The sequence below is a fragment of the Gordonia metallireducens genome (genome assembly GCF_021245825.1).
GTDB classification, from domain to species: Bacteria; Actinomycetota; Actinomycetes; order Mycobacteriales; family Mycobacteriaceae; genus Gordonia; species Gordonia namibiensis.
Window position 1 is genome coordinate 1 of sequence record NZ_JAJQJP010000022.1, and the last position, 16,092, is coordinate 16,092.

15 protein-coding genes are annotated in these 16,092 nt (G+C 69.3%); 6 read left to right on the forward strand and 9 right to left on the reverse strand.

The window, feature by feature from the left end; genetic code table 11:
• Both recC and LQD00_RS06935 read right to left on the reverse strand, forming a co-directional pair.
• On the reverse strand, positions 1 to 3,097 hold a 3,097-nt coding region (recC, locus tag LQD00_RS06930; protein ID WP_232716334.1), incomplete at its 3' end, for an exodeoxyribonuclease V subunit gamma.
• Between the two features lie 9 nt (positions 3,098 to 3,106).
• On the reverse strand, positions 3,107 to 3,571 hold the full coding sequence (locus tag LQD00_RS06935; RefSeq protein ID WP_232716336.1) for an acyl-CoA thioesterase: 465 nt from the start codon (positions 3,569 to 3,571) through the stop codon (positions 3,107 to 3,109).
• A gap of 182 nt (positions 3,572 to 3,753) precedes the next feature.
• On the opposite strand from LQD00_RS06935, the gene LQD00_RS06940 reads away from it, so the two are divergent.
• Both LQD00_RS06940 and LQD00_RS06945 read left to right on the forward strand, forming a co-directional pair.
• Entirely contained in the window at positions 3,754 to 4,362 is a 609-nt protein-coding gene (locus LQD00_RS06940; protein ID WP_232716338.1) for a GNAT family N-acetyltransferase, read from the forward strand.
• Between the two features lie 217 nt (positions 4,363 to 4,579).
• Positions 4,580 to 6,103, forward strand: a complete 1,524-nt coding sequence (locus LQD00_RS06945) for an NAD(P)/FAD-dependent oxidoreductase (RefSeq protein WP_232716340.1) — start codon at positions 4,580 to 4,582, stop codon at positions 6,101 to 6,103.
• Positions 6,104 to 6,139: 36 nt separating this feature from the next.
• On the opposite strand, the gene LQD00_RS06950 is transcribed toward LQD00_RS06945, so the two are convergent.
• The 7 genes from LQD00_RS06950 to LQD00_RS06980 all read right to left on the reverse strand — a co-directional run bounded on the left by LQD00_RS06950 (position 6,140) and on the right by LQD00_RS06980 (position 11,371).
• Complete coding sequence (locus LQD00_RS06950; protein WP_232716342.1) at positions 6,140 to 6,883, reverse strand: urease accessory protein UreD; 744 nt, start codon at positions 6,881 to 6,883, stop codon at positions 6,140 to 6,142.
• 2 nt (positions 6,884 to 6,885) lie between these two features.
• Positions 6,886 to 7,572, reverse strand: coding sequence for an urease accessory protein UreG (gene ureG / locus LQD00_RS06955; protein ID WP_232716344.1), 687 nt, complete (start codon positions 7,570 to 7,572; stop codon positions 6,886 to 6,888).
• A gap of 54 nt (positions 7,573 to 7,626) precedes the next feature.
• Positions 7,627 to 8,298, reverse strand: coding sequence for an urease accessory protein UreF (locus LQD00_RS06960; protein ID WP_232716346.1), 672 nt, complete (start codon positions 8,296 to 8,298; stop codon positions 7,627 to 7,629).
• Positions 8,298 to 10,016, reverse strand: a complete 1,719-nt coding sequence (locus LQD00_RS06965) for an urease subunit alpha (RefSeq protein ID WP_232716348.1) — start codon at positions 10,014 to 10,016, stop codon at positions 8,298 to 8,300. Before LQD00_RS06965 ends, LQD00_RS06960 begins: the two co-directional genes overlap by 1 nt.
• Position 10,017: 1 nt before the next feature.
• Positions 10,018 to 10,407, reverse strand: coding sequence for an urease subunit beta (locus tag LQD00_RS06970; protein WP_232716350.1), 390 nt, complete (start codon positions 10,405 to 10,407; stop codon positions 10,018 to 10,020).
• Positions 10,408 to 10,452: 45 nt separating this feature from the next.
• Complete coding sequence (locus tag LQD00_RS06975) at positions 10,453 to 10,755, reverse strand: urease subunit gamma (protein WP_006360919.1); 303 nt, start codon at positions 10,753 to 10,755, stop codon at positions 10,453 to 10,455.
• A gap of 193 nt (positions 10,756 to 10,948) precedes the next feature.
• A complete protein-coding gene (locus LQD00_RS06980) occupies positions 10,949 to 11,371 on the reverse strand; it encodes a PaaI family thioesterase (protein WP_232716352.1) in 423 nt (140 codons plus the stop codon).
• A 321-nt stretch (positions 11,372 to 11,692) separates the two neighbouring features.
• Between LQD00_RS06980 and LQD00_RS06985 the strand changes: the two genes are divergently transcribed.
• The 4 genes from LQD00_RS06985 (at position 11,693) to guaB1 (ending at position 16,091) form a co-directional block, all read left to right on the forward strand.
• Positions 11,693 to 12,091 (forward strand): BlaI/MecI/CopY family transcriptional regulator, encoded by a 399-nt coding sequence (locus LQD00_RS06985; protein ID WP_006360917.1) that lies wholly within the window; start codon positions 11,693 to 11,695, stop codon positions 12,089 to 12,091.
• A 47-nt stretch (positions 12,092 to 12,138) separates the two neighbouring features.
• Positions 12,139 to 13,089, forward strand: a complete 951-nt coding sequence (locus LQD00_RS06990; RefSeq protein ID WP_232716354.1) for a M56 family metallopeptidase — start codon at positions 12,139 to 12,141, stop codon at positions 13,087 to 13,089.
• A gap of 94 nt (positions 13,090 to 13,183) precedes the next feature.
• A complete protein-coding gene (gene gndA, locus LQD00_RS06995) occupies positions 13,184 to 14,641 on the forward strand; it encodes an NADP-dependent phosphogluconate dehydrogenase (protein ID WP_006865019.1) in 1,458 nt (485 codons plus the stop codon).
• A 16-nt stretch (positions 14,642 to 14,657) separates the two neighbouring features.
• Positions 14,658 to 16,091: a GMP reductase gene (gene guaB1, locus LQD00_RS07000; protein WP_232716356.1), complete on the forward strand. Its 1,434-nt coding sequence runs from the start codon at positions 14,658 to 14,660 to the stop codon at positions 16,089 to 16,091.
• The last annotated feature ends 1 nt before the right edge of the window (position 16,092 follow it).

Consider the following 16,092-nt stretch of genomic DNA (forward strand, 5'->3'; position numbering starts at 1 on the left):
GAWMGAGCAGCGGCACCGGGTCCTCCGGGCGTCGGAGCGTGAGCGTGGTGGTGCCGCCCCCGCGGGCGGCGCGACCCACCGACACCGCGGAGCCGACCCGGGCCGCGCCGGCATTGCCCTGGGTCGCGGCCGCCGCGACGGCGAGGAGCGTGATCCAGGCGCTCAGTTGCTGTTTGGCCTTGAGTCGCGAATACGTGGCGCGGACGAGGCGGGCCTGTCCGTCGTCGGCGGTGAAGACGTCGCCGACGGTGCCGTGCACGCGTCGACCGTCGGGCAGCGTGACGAGGATGTCGAGGGTCTCCGGCGTTCCCGGACGCAGTGGCGCGAGGACGCCGTGCAGTCGGGTGACCGCGCGCGAGATGGCCTGCAGCTCCCGGGTGCCGAAGGTGAAGGGCGGCAAGGTACCTCGACGGAGTTCGGCGGCCTCACAGTCGCCGATCGGAACACCCGAGAGCATCCGGGTGAGGAAACGGTCGCCGATCCCCCACTTGTCGAGCGGGTCGAGCTCGACGTCGAGCTGGTCGTCGTGCGGCGTCTCGTCGTCGGGGATCCGGGCGCCGAGCCGTTGGCGGACGAAGGCGGTGATCGGGTCGACGTGGAAGTCGATGAGTGACGCGAGGTCGATGTCGGCGAGCTCGGGGCTCGGCTCGGGTGCGGGGAGGGTCTCCCGGGCCGCGGGGACGACCGGATCGGCCGGACGGCGCAGTGCCTCGGCACCGGCGAGCAGCGATGCGTCGTGGCTGAACGGTCCGGTGATGCCGGGGACACCGCCGTCGACGAAGTTGCGGGCATCGAAGCCGTGCAGGGAATGTCGACGCACGATCGTCGGCCGGTCCGGCCCGGTGAGCCCGTCGAGGGTGTCGATCAGTTCGCTGACCACCACGGCGGGCGGGATGTGCCGCCCCGACACCGGGTCGGCGCCGCTGTAGAACACGAGCAGGTTGTCCTGCGCCGCACCGATCGCGTCGAGGAAGCACTGCCGGTCCTCGTCCCGCGGGTTGCGTTCGCCCACCAGCGGATCGACACCGAGTACGTCGTCCCCGTCGATGCGCTGGACACGCGGGAAGACCTCGGCGTCGATGCCGAGCAACACGATGACGCGGTGGGGCACCGAACGCATCGGGACCATCGTGCACACGGTGAGCTCGCCGGTCCGGAAGTTCGACCGGGTGGGACGTCCCGCGATCAGGGCGGACAGCAGGTCGCGGACGTCGGCGAGACGCAACACCTCCTCGGTGTCGCCGAAGGCGTCCTCGAGCATCCGGATGGCCTGTGCGCGTTGCCAGTCGTCGGCGGGTGCGGTCGCGGTAAGCGAGCCGACCGCCTCGACGAGGGTCTGCGCCCACCGATGAGCGGGTGCGGTGGTGGTCAGCTCGGCGAGTACGCGTCCGAGGCGGTCGAGGAACTCGTCGAGTCGGCCGACCAGGTCGATACCGGTGCTCTCCACACCTGCGAGAGGCAGTGCGGTGCCGAGCCATTCGTCGTCGGTCTCCTCGGCGACCACGCCGAGCGCGATGCGGTCCAGACCGGCGTCGAAGGTCCCCTGACGGAAACGCTCGAGACCGAACCGGGCGCGTTCGGCCGTGCCGAGTCCCCAGCGGACATTGCTGTGGCCCAGCCATTCCCGGACCAGATCCAGGTCGTCGTCGGTCATCGCGAATCGGGTCCGGACGGGTTCGGTGTCGAGGAGATCGAGGACGTCGCCCGCGGTCACCCGGCCGGCCGCGAGTTCGACCACGCCGACGACGGTGTCGATGACCGGGTTGACGTGACGAACCCCGCGGTCGGCGAGGCGCACACGCAGGTCGAAGGCCGGGTGCGGCAATCCGGCCTGACCGAAGGCACCCCGGATGAGCGGGGCGAAGGTCTCGACGTCGGGGCACATGATCAGGACCTCGCGGGGTTCGAGGGTCGGGTCGTCGGCGAAGAGGTGCAGCAACCGGTCGCGGAGCACCTCGATCTGGCGCTCGGGACCGTGGCATGCGTGCACCTCGACGGACCCGTCGTCGGCGAACTCGGCCGACGGTGCCGCACCCGAGTCGTCGACGGTCCCCGCGTCGTCGCGGATACCCGCCTGCAGGGCACCCAGCAGCGTGTCGGGCAGCGGTGTGTCGGGTGGATGGTGGACGTCACGGTCGACGATGTCGTCCAGCCGCAGCTGCAGTTCCTGCAGGTCGCGGGACAGCCCGGCCAGCAACGGGTTCCGGAGTTCGGGGACCGGGCGTTCGCGTCGACGCGGCGGTACGCTCACGCCGGGCGTTGCCCCGGCGGACTCGCCCCCGGAGGCGGCTCGGAGTTCGTCCCAGAGATGGGGACTCGCGTGCGGGACGAACAGATGGACGTCGTGATGCACGCTCACCGCGGAGACGATGTTGCGGAACGACTCGGTGATCCGGGTCGGGCCGAACACCGACAGGCGGCCGGGAAGGTCGGCGACCCCGGGGTCGGACCGCAGCCGGTCGCACACTTCGCCCAGGACCTCCGCCGGATGGGGCTGCCCGATCTCCGCTCGGACGGCACGCCAGAACCCGGCCTGCCAGGCCAGGTCGTCCCGCAGCGGTCCACCCGCGCCGTCGAGATCGTCGCCCGCCGCCCAACCGGCGATCATCGAGGGACGGGACCGCCCGTATCGCTCGAAGAGTTCGGCCAGGTGTCGCGCGGTGGCATAGCGGCGGCCGATCCGGGGTGACGCGTCGTCGCCCGCACCGATGTGCCGCGCGATGACCGTCAGTTCCGGGTCGTCGATCCGTTCATCGAGGACCCGGAGGACCGGCCAGGTCAATTCCGCAGCGCGCCATGGATTTCCGGTCGACAACGGGGTGTCGCCGGTGAAGCGTTCCCCGGCGAGGACCGCCGCCGAGATCGCGTCCGCCAGCCGTCCCGGACCGGTGAAGTCGATGTTGGCCGCGATGCCGTCGGACAGCGCGGGGCCGGAACCGAGCCGGCGGGCGAGGTGCTGGGCGAGCCAGCGTTCGACGCCGGCTGCCGGCACCGAGATGATCTCGGTACGCATCGGATCGTCGAGCGGCGTGGCCAACACCCCGGCCAACGCATCGGCGAGGGTGTCGGTGCGCTCGGCGCGATGAAGGATGAGCACCAGACGCGGTCAGCCCGCGGTGTCGGCGCGTGCCGAATGGAACTTCACCGGTTCGCCCAGGCTGTTGTGGAGGACCTCGCGCAGCTGATCCGGGATCGGGGTCGGCCGACCGACCGCGGGGTCGACGACCACCAGCGTCGTCTCCGCCGTCGCGCAGAGGACACCCTCCTTGTCGAACAGGCGCAGCGCCATCGTGAACGACGAACGACCGACCCGCCCGATGCACGAACGGATGATCACCGGGTGGGTGGAGTAGTGGACGGGCGCGGAGAACTCGATGTCCTGGCGTGCCACGAGGAAGGAGAAGTTCCGCGGCCCGTCGGAGATCCATTCGTGGAAGGAACGGACGCGCGCCTCTTCGAAGAGGCGCGAGATCTGCACGTTGTTGATGTGATTGTTGATGTCCATGTCGCCCCATCGGAGATGGACGGGGATCTCGAGGACGTAATCCGGTGCAGAGGGTTCAGAAGCCACGGCAGCAACCTTAACGGCGGGACACGCCCACCGCGTACTGCGGTACCGACCGTGTCGAGACCGTAGACTCGCCCCCGGGGGAACGGCAGAGATGCGCAGGCAGGCAGTCGCCGCGGGTGTGTCTCGCCAGAGGGTGTGCCCGCGCGATTCGCGGGCTCGAGTCGGGCAGTGAGGGGCCTCGGGTGAACATCGACACGGCACGGGCACGTCTGCGCCCGGTGTCTGCGATGGACATCGACGACCTCGTCCACCTCGACAGCGATCCCGAGGTCATGCGCTTCGTCAGCGGTGGCACCCCGACCCCACGGACCGTCATCGAGGACTGGGTGGTCCCGCGCGCCGAGTCCGAGCGTCGGATGTACGGAACCGGCACCTGGGTGCTGTGCGATCCGGCCACCGAAGCATTCCTCGGCTGGGCGTCGTTGCGGACCCCGCGACACAGCCGACGCCCCGAACTCGAGCTCAGCTACCGCCTCCGCCGAACGGTATGGGGCCGGGGCCTGGCCACCGAGGCCGCCTTCGCCCTCATGGCCTTCGCCTTCGACCATCTCGACACCGAACGCGTCTTCGCCAGCACCGTCGCGGGCAACATGCCCTCGCGGCGGGTCATGGAGAAACTCGGCATGACGCTGTCGGGAATCCATGTGGGTGACGAAACCGTTGGAACAGGCATGCCGACACACCCACTCCATCTCGGTCCCGATCGGTACGAGGTGGAGTACCAGATCCTCAAGACCGAATGGCAGCGACGATCTCTGCGCTGGTCATCGGCGAGCGACCTGACCGCCTGACCGTGGGGCGGCACCATCGGGGCGGCCGTGACCCCGCTCATGGCATCGCGCCACGCCGTCCTGGTCGCGCCCGGTCGCGCATCATTGACTACCGTTGTGGGCAAGTACGGTTTTGCCTCGATCCCCGTCGCACGCGGTTCGGCCACGTGACGACACGAACCCGCACGGTATCGGAGCACAGTCCGTCCCCCATCGAGCGAGAAGGAGATGTCTGGAGATGAGCAGCCCCGCCGCCCAGGCCCCCGCCGTAGCAGCCACCGACCGCAGGAAAGTGGTCATCATCGGCTCCGGCTTCGGCGGATTGTTCGCCGCCCAGCGTCTGGCGAAGGCCGACGTCGACGTGACGCTGATCGCCAAGACCACCCACCATCTCTTCCAGCCGATGCTCTATCAGGTCGCGACGGGCATCGTCGCCGAGGGCGAGATCGCCCCGGCGACTCGCGTCGTCCTGCGCAAGCAGAAGAACACCTCGGTTCTCATGGGCGACGTCTTCGACATCGACCTCGAGGCCAAGACCGTCTCCTCGCGACTCCTCGAGCGCATCACGGTCACCCCGTACGACGACCTGATCGTCGCGGCCGGTGCCGACCAGTCGTATTTCGGCAACGACCACTTCGCCGAGTACGCGCCGGGTATGAAGACGATCGACCACGCCCTCGAACTGCGCGGCCGCATCCTCGGTGCCTTTGAGCAGGCCGAGCTGTCCCACGACCCCGCCGAGCGCGCCAAACTTCTCACCTTCGTGGTCGTCGGTGCGGGCCCGACCGGTGTCGAGCTCGCCGGCCAGATCGCCGAGATGAGCGACAAGACCCTCAAGGGCGCGTTCCGCAACATCGATCCGACCGAGGCGCGGGTGATCCTCCTCGACGCCGCGCCGGCAGTGCTTCCCCCGTTCGGCCCCAAGCTCGGCGGCAAGGCCGCAGCCCGTCTGGAGAAGATGGGCGTGGAGATCCAGCTCAACGCGATGGTCGTCGACGTCGACTACGACGGCCTGGTCGTCAAGGAGAAGGACGGCACCACCCGCCGTATCGAGTCGCAGTGCAAGGTGTGGTCGGCCGGTGTCCAGGCCAGCCCGCTCGGCCAGCAGCTCGCCGAACAGTCCGGCGTCGAACTCGACCGCGCCGGCCGCGTCAAGGTCGGACCGGACCTGACGATCCCGGGTCACCCCGAGGTCTTCGTCGTCGGCGACATGATGGCCGTCGACGGCGTGCCCGGTGTCGCCCAGGGCGCCATCCAGGGCGGTCGGTACGCCGCGGACGCGATCAAGGCCGAACTCAAGGGTCAGACGCCGGACCAGCGCAAGCCGTTCAGCTACTGGGACAAGGGGTCGATGGCCACCATCTCGCGGTACTCCGCGGTGATGCAGGTTCCGGTCCCGGGCTTCAAGAAGCCGTTCGAGACCGAGGGCTACTTCGCGTGGCTCGGCTGGCTCGCGCTGCACCTCGTGTACCTCGTCGGGTTCCGCAACCGCCTGAACACGCTGATCAACTGGTTCTTCGCCTTCACCACCCGAGGCCGCTCGCAGCTCGCCGTCACCGAACAGCAGGTGTACGCGCGCACGGCGATCGGACAGTTGTCGGCGCTGGAGAAGCAGGCCGCGGAGGGCAACGGCAGCGAGCCCGACGCCGAGGCCGCCAAGACCGACACCGGAACGGTCGACTCGAAGGCCACCGACGCGTCGGGATCGGTACCCACCGAAGGCAAGGACGCCGTCGGCAAGGAGTCCGAAGCGGCCAGCTGACGCCGACACCGACAGACCTACAACAGCGCTGGTCCCCTATCCGTTGGGGACCAGCGCTGTTGCGTCCAGCGCGTCGGTGAGGCGGCGCGTGGCCGTCACCGACGCACCGAGCGCACTGGTGAGGGTCGCTTCGCCCGTCAACCGCAGGCGGGCCGCGAACTCGCTCGGGAGTACTTCCTCGGCGCGATCGTCCGGGTAGCGGAAGACGCTGCTCATGGCACGATGACCGATCGCGGCGGCCGGGGTCGACGCACCCAAGGCGACGCGATGGGCCAGCCACACCTCACCGCCGACCGAGACCCGCAGACCGCCGGTCCAGCCGCCGGTGCGGTCACGCTCGATCCGGTCGAGATCCGTGGTGGTGGCCCCGTCGATCTGGTTTGACCGGCCGATCTGCACATGTTCGTACAGATCGAGAACCGCGCTCGGGTCGACGTCGGCGACGATGTCCGAGGTGTGGATCGCGCCGCCGGCGACCACGGTCGGCTGCGGATCGAGGCGCAGGCGGCCACCCGCACCCACCTCGATCTCCCAACGCGCGCGGGAGTCCGGCCGGTCGCGTGCGGGCAACGCGATGGTCGCGGCGACGCTACCCACGCTCAGGTGCGCACCGGGCTCCACCCGGATGCGGACCGTGATCTCGTCGCCGCCCAGCGGTGTGGCCGCGGTGCCGATCAGCTGGGCGTGGCCGGGCGAGGTCACCCGGACGGCGAGACCACCGGTCGCGCTGTGCCGCACACCGCGGTCGGCGGTCGCGATGATCTCGACGTCGGTGCGCATCGCTACCCGGTCGTCACGGGTGCGGCGAGTTGCTCGCGAACCCAGGCGAGCACGTCGGTCGCCGCCGGGTCCTCGGTCAGCGAGATCATCGCCGTCGGCCGCCCCTCGCGAACCTTGTCGGCATCGCGCCGCATGACCCCGAGGTCGGCGTTGACGCGCTCGGCCAGGTCGGTCTTGTTGATCACCAGCAGATCCGAGAAGGTGACGCCCGGACCGCCCTTGCGGGGGACCTTGTCGCCGCCGGCCACGTCGATCACGAAGATCTGGACGTCGATCAGGCCCGTCGAGAAGGTCGCGGTGAGGTTGTCACCACCGGATTCGACGAGGATGAGGTCGAGCGGCGGGTTGGCCTCGACGAGGTCGTCGATGGCGTCGAGGTTGGCGGTGATGTCGTCGCGGATCGCGGTGTGCGGGCATCCGCCGGTCTGCACGGCGGTGATCCGCTCGTCGGGCAGAACCGCGTTGCGGCGCAGGAAGTCCGCGTCTTCGGTGGTGTAGATGTCGTTGGTCAGCACGGCCACCGACAGTTCGTCGCGCAGCTGGCGGCAGAGCGCGGCGACCAACGCGGTCTTGCCGGACCCGACGGGACCGCCGACGCCGATGCGCAGCGCCTCACCGGGTTCGCGTTTACGCCGGGGCCGGTCGTGGTCGTGGCTGTGGGGCTGCCCGTCGATGAGATGCGGGGGCATCGTTGACTCCTCTTGATCGGGACGTGCAGGCAGGTACCTGCAGAACTGGGTTGGTCAGGACATGAAGAGCGGCATCGGTTGCCGCTCATGGCGTTCGGCGAAGATGTCGAGGATCGGGTCCGACAGGTCGGCGAGGCCCACCGCCGCCTCCGCCGCAACGCGTTCACACTCGGCGCCGAGTTCGGCGATCATGATCGAGACATCCGCCGGGTCGAGCGCGAGCAGGCGTTGGCCGGCGGTCGCCGACCCGCTCATCGTCGTGTACACGAGGACCAGTGCGGTGTGGAATCCCGACAGCGACGACGCCGCACCGATCGATCCGCTGATCACCGGAAGATGCGTCGTCGGCTTGTGTGCCGACCAGTCATGGTCGGGGAACATCCGGCGGGCGAGCCGGACCATTCCGCGACCCTGCGCGAGCGACGCCTTCCGGGCTGCGGCCGACGGTGTGCGGGCATCCATCTCACGTTGTGCCGCAGCGACTTCGAGTACCCCGTCGGTCACCGCGGCGGCAATCGAGGCCGCGACGAGACCACTCGTCGTCACACGGCGGTACAGAAAATCCGCGAGATCGGCTGCCGTACGGATGAATCCGTCGGCGATCGCCTGCTCCACACCGCCGGAGTGCACGTGCCCGCCGACAGGCAGCCGGGAGTCGGCCAGCGACAACATCATCGCCAGTGGAGCGTGCGCGGGCGAGGACTGCATCGGAGGACGGTCGGACATCAGAACAGGAAGTATCGCTGCGCCATCGGCAGTTCGGACACAGGCTCGGCATCCCACACCTCGCCGTCGACCTTCACCGTGAACGTGTCGGGGTCCACCTCGATCGTCGGGCACGCGTCGTTGTTCACCATGTCGGCCTTGCCGACGCCGCGGGTGTTCTTGACCGGGACCAGACGACGGTCGACGCCGATCCGCTCGGCGAGGTCGGGGTCTGCGCCGGGAGCGACGAAACTCACCGACGTGGCGGCCGCCAGTTTCGGTGCGGCGCCGAACATCGGGCGCGGCAGGACCGGCTGCGGGGTGGGGATCGACGCGTTCGCGTCGCCCATCGCCGCCCACGCGATCGCGCCGCCCTTGATCACCAGATCGGGCCGGACGCCGAAGAATGCCGGGTCCCAGAGGACCAGGTCGGCCAGTTTGCCGACCTCCACCGAGCCGATCTCGTCGTCGAAGCCGTGCGCGACAGCCGGACAGATCGTGTACTTGGCGATGTACCGCTGGGCACGATTGTTGTCGGCGCGTCCGTCACCGGGAAGTGCACCGCGCTTGCGCTTCATGACGTGTGCGGTCTGCCAGGTCCGCAGGACCACCTCGCCGATCCGCCCCATCGCCTGCGAGTCCGAGCCGATCATCGAGATCGCACCGAGATCGTGGAGCAGGTCCTCGGCAGCGATCGTCGACGGACGGATCCGACTCTCCGCGAAGGCCAGATCCTCCGGCACCGTCGGGTTGAGGTGATGGCACACCATCAACATGTCGAGGTGTTCGTCGAGAGTGTTCACGGTGTGGGGCCGGGTCGGATTCGTCGACGACGGAAGCACATTCGGGTACGCCGCGACCGTGATGATGTCGGGCGCGTGGCCGCCGCCGGCACCTTCGGTGTGGTACGCGTGGATGCTGCGTCCGGCGATCGCGCCGAGCGTGCTCTCCACGAAGCCCGCCTCGTTCAGGGTGTCGGAGTGGAGGGCGACCTGCACCCCGGTCTCGTCGGCGACCCTCAGGCAGGCGTCGATCGCGGCGGGGGTGCTCCCCCAGTCCTCGTGCAACTTGAAACCCGAGGCGCCCGCGCGGATCTGCTCGTGCATCGCGGCCGGGCTGACCGTGTTGCCCTTGCCCAGCAGAGCGATGTTCATCGGCCAGTGGTCGGTCGCGGCGAGGATCGATGCGAGATGCCAGGCGCCCGGTGTGACGGTGGTGGCCTTGCTGCCCTCGGCCGGACCGGTACCGCCGCCGATCAGCGTCGTGATGCCGTTGCCGAGCGCCTCGTCCATGATCTGCGGGCAGATGAAATGCACATGGCAGTCGATGGCACCGGCGGTGACGATCTTGCCGTTGCCGGCGATGATCTCGGTCGACGGCCCGATGACGAGGTCGGGGTGGATGCCGTCCATCGTGTCGGGGTTGCCGGCCTTGCCCATCGCGACGATGCGTCCGTCCCGGATTCCCAGGTCCGCCTTGATGATTCCCCAGTGGTCGAGGATCACGACGCCGGTGATTATCGTGTCGGGCGCCCCGTCGGCGCGGGTCGCCCGGCTCTGGCCCATCGACTCGCGGATCACCTTGCCGCCGCCGAAGACCGCCTCCTCGCCCGCACGGCCGGGGCCGCCCGAGAGGTCGTCGGTGACCTCGATGAGCAGATCGGTGTCGGCGAGCCGGATCCGGTCGCCGGTCGTGGGACCGAAGAGCTGCGCGTAACGGTCGCGTCCGAGTATGGCCATCTCACTTGCTCCCGTCGGCGTCGGTTCCGGGTGCCGACGAGCCCACCGGCCCGCATGCACCCGGCGGATCCATCGAGATCCCGTACACCTCACGTGTTCCCCCGAGCGGCACCAGACCGACGGTCATCTCGATGCCCGGCTCGAACCGCACCGCGGTGCCGGCCGGGATGTCGAGGCGTCGTCCGTGTGCGAGCGCGCGGTCGAAGTCGAGCGCGGGGTTGGACTGCGGGAAGTGGACGTGGCTGCCGACCTGCACCGGGCGATCACCCGAGTTGACGACGGTCAGCTCGACGACGTCGGCGCCGGCGTTGAGCTCGATGGTGCCCTCGGCGGGGATCACCTCGCCCGGGACGAGCGAGGAGCGTGTGGCGGTGGGTGGCGTACCCGACATCTCGGCCTCTCTTCGGCAGCTGGAGATCGGTTGGCGGAGCGGTGTTCAGGCGATCGGGTCGTGGACGGTCACCAGTTTGGTGCCGTCCGGGAACGTCGCCTCGACCTGGACGTCGTGCAGCATCTCGGGCACGCCGTCCATCACGTCGTCGCGTCCGAGCACTTCACGGCCGGAGGTCATGAGCTCGGCCACCGACCTACCGTCGCGGGCACCCTCGAGGACGTGGTCGGTGATGAGCGCGACCGCCTCGGGATGGTTGAGTTTGAGGCCGCGGGCCTGCCGCCGTCGCGCGAGTTCGGCCGCGTAAGAGATCAACAGCCGTTCTTGTTCATGCGGCGACAGTCGCACCGGGTTCGCTCCTCGCAGATGGCCGACGGGTGGTCGTGGTTGTTGGTGGAGTCATCCTGCCACGCCGAGCGGACCTCGGCTCGCCGACGGATGACGGTGGACCGGTGACCGTGTGGCTCAGTCGTCGGGGGTCAGACCGTGCCCACTCGAACGGCGCACGGGAGCCGGGGCCCGGGAGCCGGAGACCGACCGTTTACCGGGCTTCGATGTTCTGGAGACGCACCTGCGTCTTGGCCAGCAGCGTGCCGTTCTGGTCCACCATGTCGACGGCCCACAGCTGCTGACGCCGACCGCGGTGGATCGGCGTCGACGTCGCGGTGACCGTGCCGGCGCTGACCGACTTGAGGAAGTCGGTGTTGTTGTTGACGCCGACCGCGGTCCCTCCGATACCCGTGTCCTGGAGCCAGAGAAATCCGCTCATGCTCGCCACGCTCTCGCCGACCGCGCAGTAGACACCGCCGTGGACGATCCCGAACGGCTGGTGGTGGCTCTCGGTGATCTCCATGGTGGCGACGATCCGATCCGGACCCGCCTCGACGACCTCGAGTCCGAGCACGCCGTCGAGTCCCTTGCCGAAGGAGTTCTGGAGGATCTCGTCCGCACTGTTCGCAGTCATGGCGTCAAGATTGGCACGCCCGTCCGGCCTTGGCGATACCGACCCGGGAACACCGATGCCGCCCCCGACGTTGTCAGTCCAGACAAACCGAAAGGCCCCGCACCTCGATGAGATGCGGGACCTTCCGTGGCGTGGACCGGGGGTCTCTGCAGCCCTCAGGACTCTCGCGCGGTCCGACGTGACACTTAATGTAGGCTAGCCTTACCAACGTGTCAAGGGCTCGGGTGAAAGGCCACGTGAGAGGCGAGGTCGCCGGCGCGGACGCGATAATCGAAGCAATACGTGAGCCGAGGGGCGCACAACGGGAGGCACAGCAGTAAAATGCGAAAGATGAATGGGCTTGGCGACCTCGAGCGCGCGGTGATGGACACGTTGTGGGCGGGCTCCGAACCGAAGACCGTCCGGCAGGTACACGCCGAGCTCTCCCAGGATCGCTCCCTCGCCTACACGACGGTCATGACCGTCCTGCAGCGTCTCGCGAAGAAGAACCTCGTGACCCAGATCCGCGACGACCGCGCCCACAAGTACGTCCCCACCCACCCCCGCGAGGACCTCGTCGCGAGTCTGATGGTCGACGCCCTCAGCGAGGCCGACGCCCCCGGCTCGCGGCACGCGGCCCTCGTCTCGTTCGTCGGACGGGTCGGTGCCGACGAGGCCGCGGCCCTACGTCATGCTCTCGATGAACTCGAAGCCGCACGAGGAACCCGCGACACCGGTTAGATTCGCGGCACAACCCCCAACAGCCCACCCCTGAGGAAGCCCACCGGATGACCGCCCTGCTCTTCGGCATCGTCAGCCTGGTGCTCGCCGGACCCGTACCCGAGGCACTGTCCCGGGCCAGATGGCCGATCCGAGCGCCACGCGCGGCGATGACGCTGTGGCAGGCCATCGCACTCGCCGCCGTGCTGTCGGCGTTCAGCTGTGGCCTGGCGATCGCCGCCAACCTGCTGGTGATCGGGGCCGACGGCACGCCGACGACGCATCCGCTGCACGAGATCGACCGCCTGGGTCTCCCCCTCTGGCTGGCCTGCGTGGGCGTCTTCATCCTCACCCTGCTGGTCGGCGCCCGCCTCTTCTACACGACGATCCGCGTCGGACTGCGCACCCGCGCCCGCCGCAAGGCCCACCGCCAGCTGATCGACATCCTCGATCGCTGCGACCGGACCGACGCCGACGACCCGCTCTATGCCCGCGACGTCCGGATGATCGACGTCGAACAACCGCTCGCCTACTGCCTCCCCGGCCTGCGCCAGCGCGTCGTCGTCAGCGAGGGCGTCGTCCACCGGCTCACCCGCGACGAGCTCATCGCCGTCATCGCCCACGAACGCGCGCACCTGCGGGCCCGGCACGACCTCGTCCTCGAGGCGTTCATCGCCCTGCACGAGGCATTCCCGCGGTTCGTCCGCTCGAGTTCCGCTCTCGGCGCCGCCGAACTGCTCGTCGAAGCCCTCGCCGACGACCAGGCCGTCCGAGCCACCGCTCCCACCACCCTCGGCCGTGCGCTCGTCGCCTGCGCCGACGCGGTCGCTCCCCGCGGCGCGATGGCCGTCGGCGGGCCGACCACCCTCACCCGCGTCCACCGTCTGCGCGACGACCGTCCCGCCCGCTGGATCGCGGTCAGCGCCTACGCGACCGCCGCCGCCATCCTGGTGCTGCCGACCCTCGCGGTCGCGATCCCCTGGCTCACCGAGCTCAACCGCCTGATGTCGGCGTTCTGAGTCGTCCGAACCGGCCGGGTGAACACTTTTCGCGCGTGGCCCGAACGGTGAGGCAGATCGCCCTATCGGATCGTGAGGCAATAGGCTGTCGGGCATGAACAACGTCGAGGCATCGTCACCTTCCGGGAAAGCTCAGATCGGCGTCACCGGTCTGGCCGTCATGGGTTCGAACATCGCGCGTAACTTCGCCCGCAACGGGTACACGGTCGCGCTGCACAACCGCAGCGTCGCCAAGACCGACGCACTGCTCGCCAACCACGGCAGCGACGGCAACTTCATCCGCACCGAGACGGTCGCCGAGTTCGTCGCCGCCCTCGAACGCCCGCGCCGCGTGCTGATCATGGTCAAGGCAGGCGACGCCACCGACGCGGTGATCAACGAGCTCGCCGACGCGATGGAGCCCGGCGACATCATCATCGACGGCGGCAACGCCCTCTACACCGACACCATCCGGCGCGAGGCCGCGATGTCGGCACGTGGACTGAACTTCGTCGGCGCCGGCATCTCCGGCGGCGAGGAAGGCGCCCTCAACGGCCCGTCGATCATGCCCGGCGGACCCGCCGAGTCCTACGAGTCGCTCGGCCCGCTGCTCGAGTCGATCGCGGCCCAGGTCGACGGCGAACCCTGCTGCACCCACATCGGCCCCGACGGCAGCGGCCACTTCGTCAAGATGGTCCACAACGGCATCGAATACGCCGACATGCAGCTCATCGGCGAGGCCTACGACCTGATGCGCAAGGCCCTCGACATGCCCGTCGCCGAGATCGCCGACGTCTTCCGCGAGTGGAACGGCACCGAGCTCGAGAGCTACCTCATCGAGATCACCGCAGACGTGCTCAGCCAGGTCGACGCCGAGACCGGCAAGCCCCTCGTCGATGTCATCGTCGACGCCGCCGGCCAGAAGGGCACCGGCCGCTGGACCGTGAAGTCCGCACTCGACCTGGGCATCCCGACCACCGGCATCGCCGAGGCCGTCTTCGCCCGCGCCCTGTCCAGCGCCACCGACCAGCGCGTCGCGGCCCGCGGCCTGTCCTCGGGCAACCTCGGTGACGCGCCCACCGACAAGGCGCAGTTCATCGCCGACATCAAGACCGCGCTCTACGCCTCCAAGGTCGTCGCCTACGCCCAGGGCTTCGACCAGATCGCCGCCGGCAGCGCCGAATACGGCTGGAACGTCGACCGCGGATCGCTGGCCACCATCTGGCGCGGCGGCTGCATCATCCGCGCGCAGTTCCTCAACCGCATCCGCGAGGCCTACGCCGACGATCCCGAGCTGCCCAGCCTGCTGCTCGCCCCCTACTTCCGCGAAGCGGTCGAGGTCGGCATCGACAGCTGGCGCCGCGTGGTGTCCACCGCCACCCTGCTGGGCATCCCGGTGCCGGCCTTCGCCTCGTCGCTGTCCTACTACGACGCCCTGCGCGCCGAGCGCCTGCCCGCCGCCCTCACCCAGGGTCTGCGCGACTTCTTCGGCGCCCACACCTACCAGCGCGTCGACAAGGAAGGCACCTTCCACACCCTGTGGAGCGGCGACCGCTCGGAAGTGACCGAATAGGAGCCTGCGAGAACCGGTGCGATTCATCGAAGGCCATCGGCCGACCCACGACCTGACCTACGACGATGTCTTCATCGTCCCCAACAGGTCTGATGTCAGTTCGCGATTCGATGTCGACCTGTCGACGTCGGACGGCAGCGGGACCACCATCCCGATCGTCGTGGCGAACATGACCGCCGTCGCGGGCAAGCGCATGGCGGAGACGGTCGCGCGCCGCGGCGGACTCGTGGTCCTCCCGCAGGACCTCCCCATCGAGGCCGCCGCGTCGTCGATCGCGTTCGTGAAGTCGCGCCACCTCGTGGCCGACACCCCGGTCACGCTCACCCCGTCGGATTCGGTGACCGACGCGGTCGCGTTGATCCCCAAGCGATCCCACGGCGTCGCGGTCGTCGTCGAGGACGGACGCCCGGTCGGTGTCGTCACCGAGAAGCGCTGCCGCGACGTCGACCGTTTCGCCCGGGTCCGTGACGTACTCGATCCCGACATCGTCACGCTGCCCGTAGATACCCCGCCGCGCGAGGTGTTCGACGAGCTCGGCGATCTCCACCTCGGAGTCGCAGTTCTCGTCGACGCCGACGGCAGGCTGGCGGGTGTCCTGAACCGCGTGGGTGCGCTGCGCCACGCGATCTACGAGCCGAACGTCGACGCGTCGGGCAAGTTGCGGATCGCCGCCGCCGTCGGGATCAACGGTGACGTGGTCGGCAAGGCCCGAGCCCTCGTCGCCGCAGGCGCCGATGTGCTCGTCATGGACACCGCGCACGGCCACCAGGAGAAAATGCTCACCGCGCTGAGATCGGTCGCCGACGCGGACCTCGGTGTCCCGATCGCGGCGGGCAACGTGGTCTCCGCGGAGGGCACCCTCGACCTCATCGCCGCCGGCGCATCGATCATCAAGGTCGGTGTCGGTCCGGGCGCGATGTGCACCACCCGCATGATGACCGGCGTCGGTCGGCCCCAGTTCTCCGCGGTGGCCGAATGTGCCGGGGTGGCAGCAAGTCACGGTGCGTCGGTGTGGGCCGACGGCGGTGTCCGTCACCCGCGCGACGTCGCCCTGGCCCTCGCCGCCGGCGCGTCGAACGTGATGGTCGGATCCTGGTTCGCCGGCACCCATGAGTCACCCGGCGATCTCCTCGAGGACGAACAGGGCCCGTACAAGGTGAGTTTCGGCATGGCGTCGAAGCGGGCGGTGGCGGCCCGTTCGACCGGCGACAGCCCGTACGACCGCGCCCGCAAGAGCCTCTTCGAAGAAGGCATCTCGACGTCCCGGATCCGGCTCGACCCCGAGCGTCCCGGCGTCGAGGACCTCATCGACCACATCTGTGCCGGGATTCGCAGCACCGCAACCTATACCGGGGCCAGGAACCTGCGGGAGCTGCACGACAAGGTCGTCCTGGGAGTCCAGTCGCCCGCCGGTTTCGCCGAAGGGCGTCCCCTGCCGGGCGGGTGGTGAC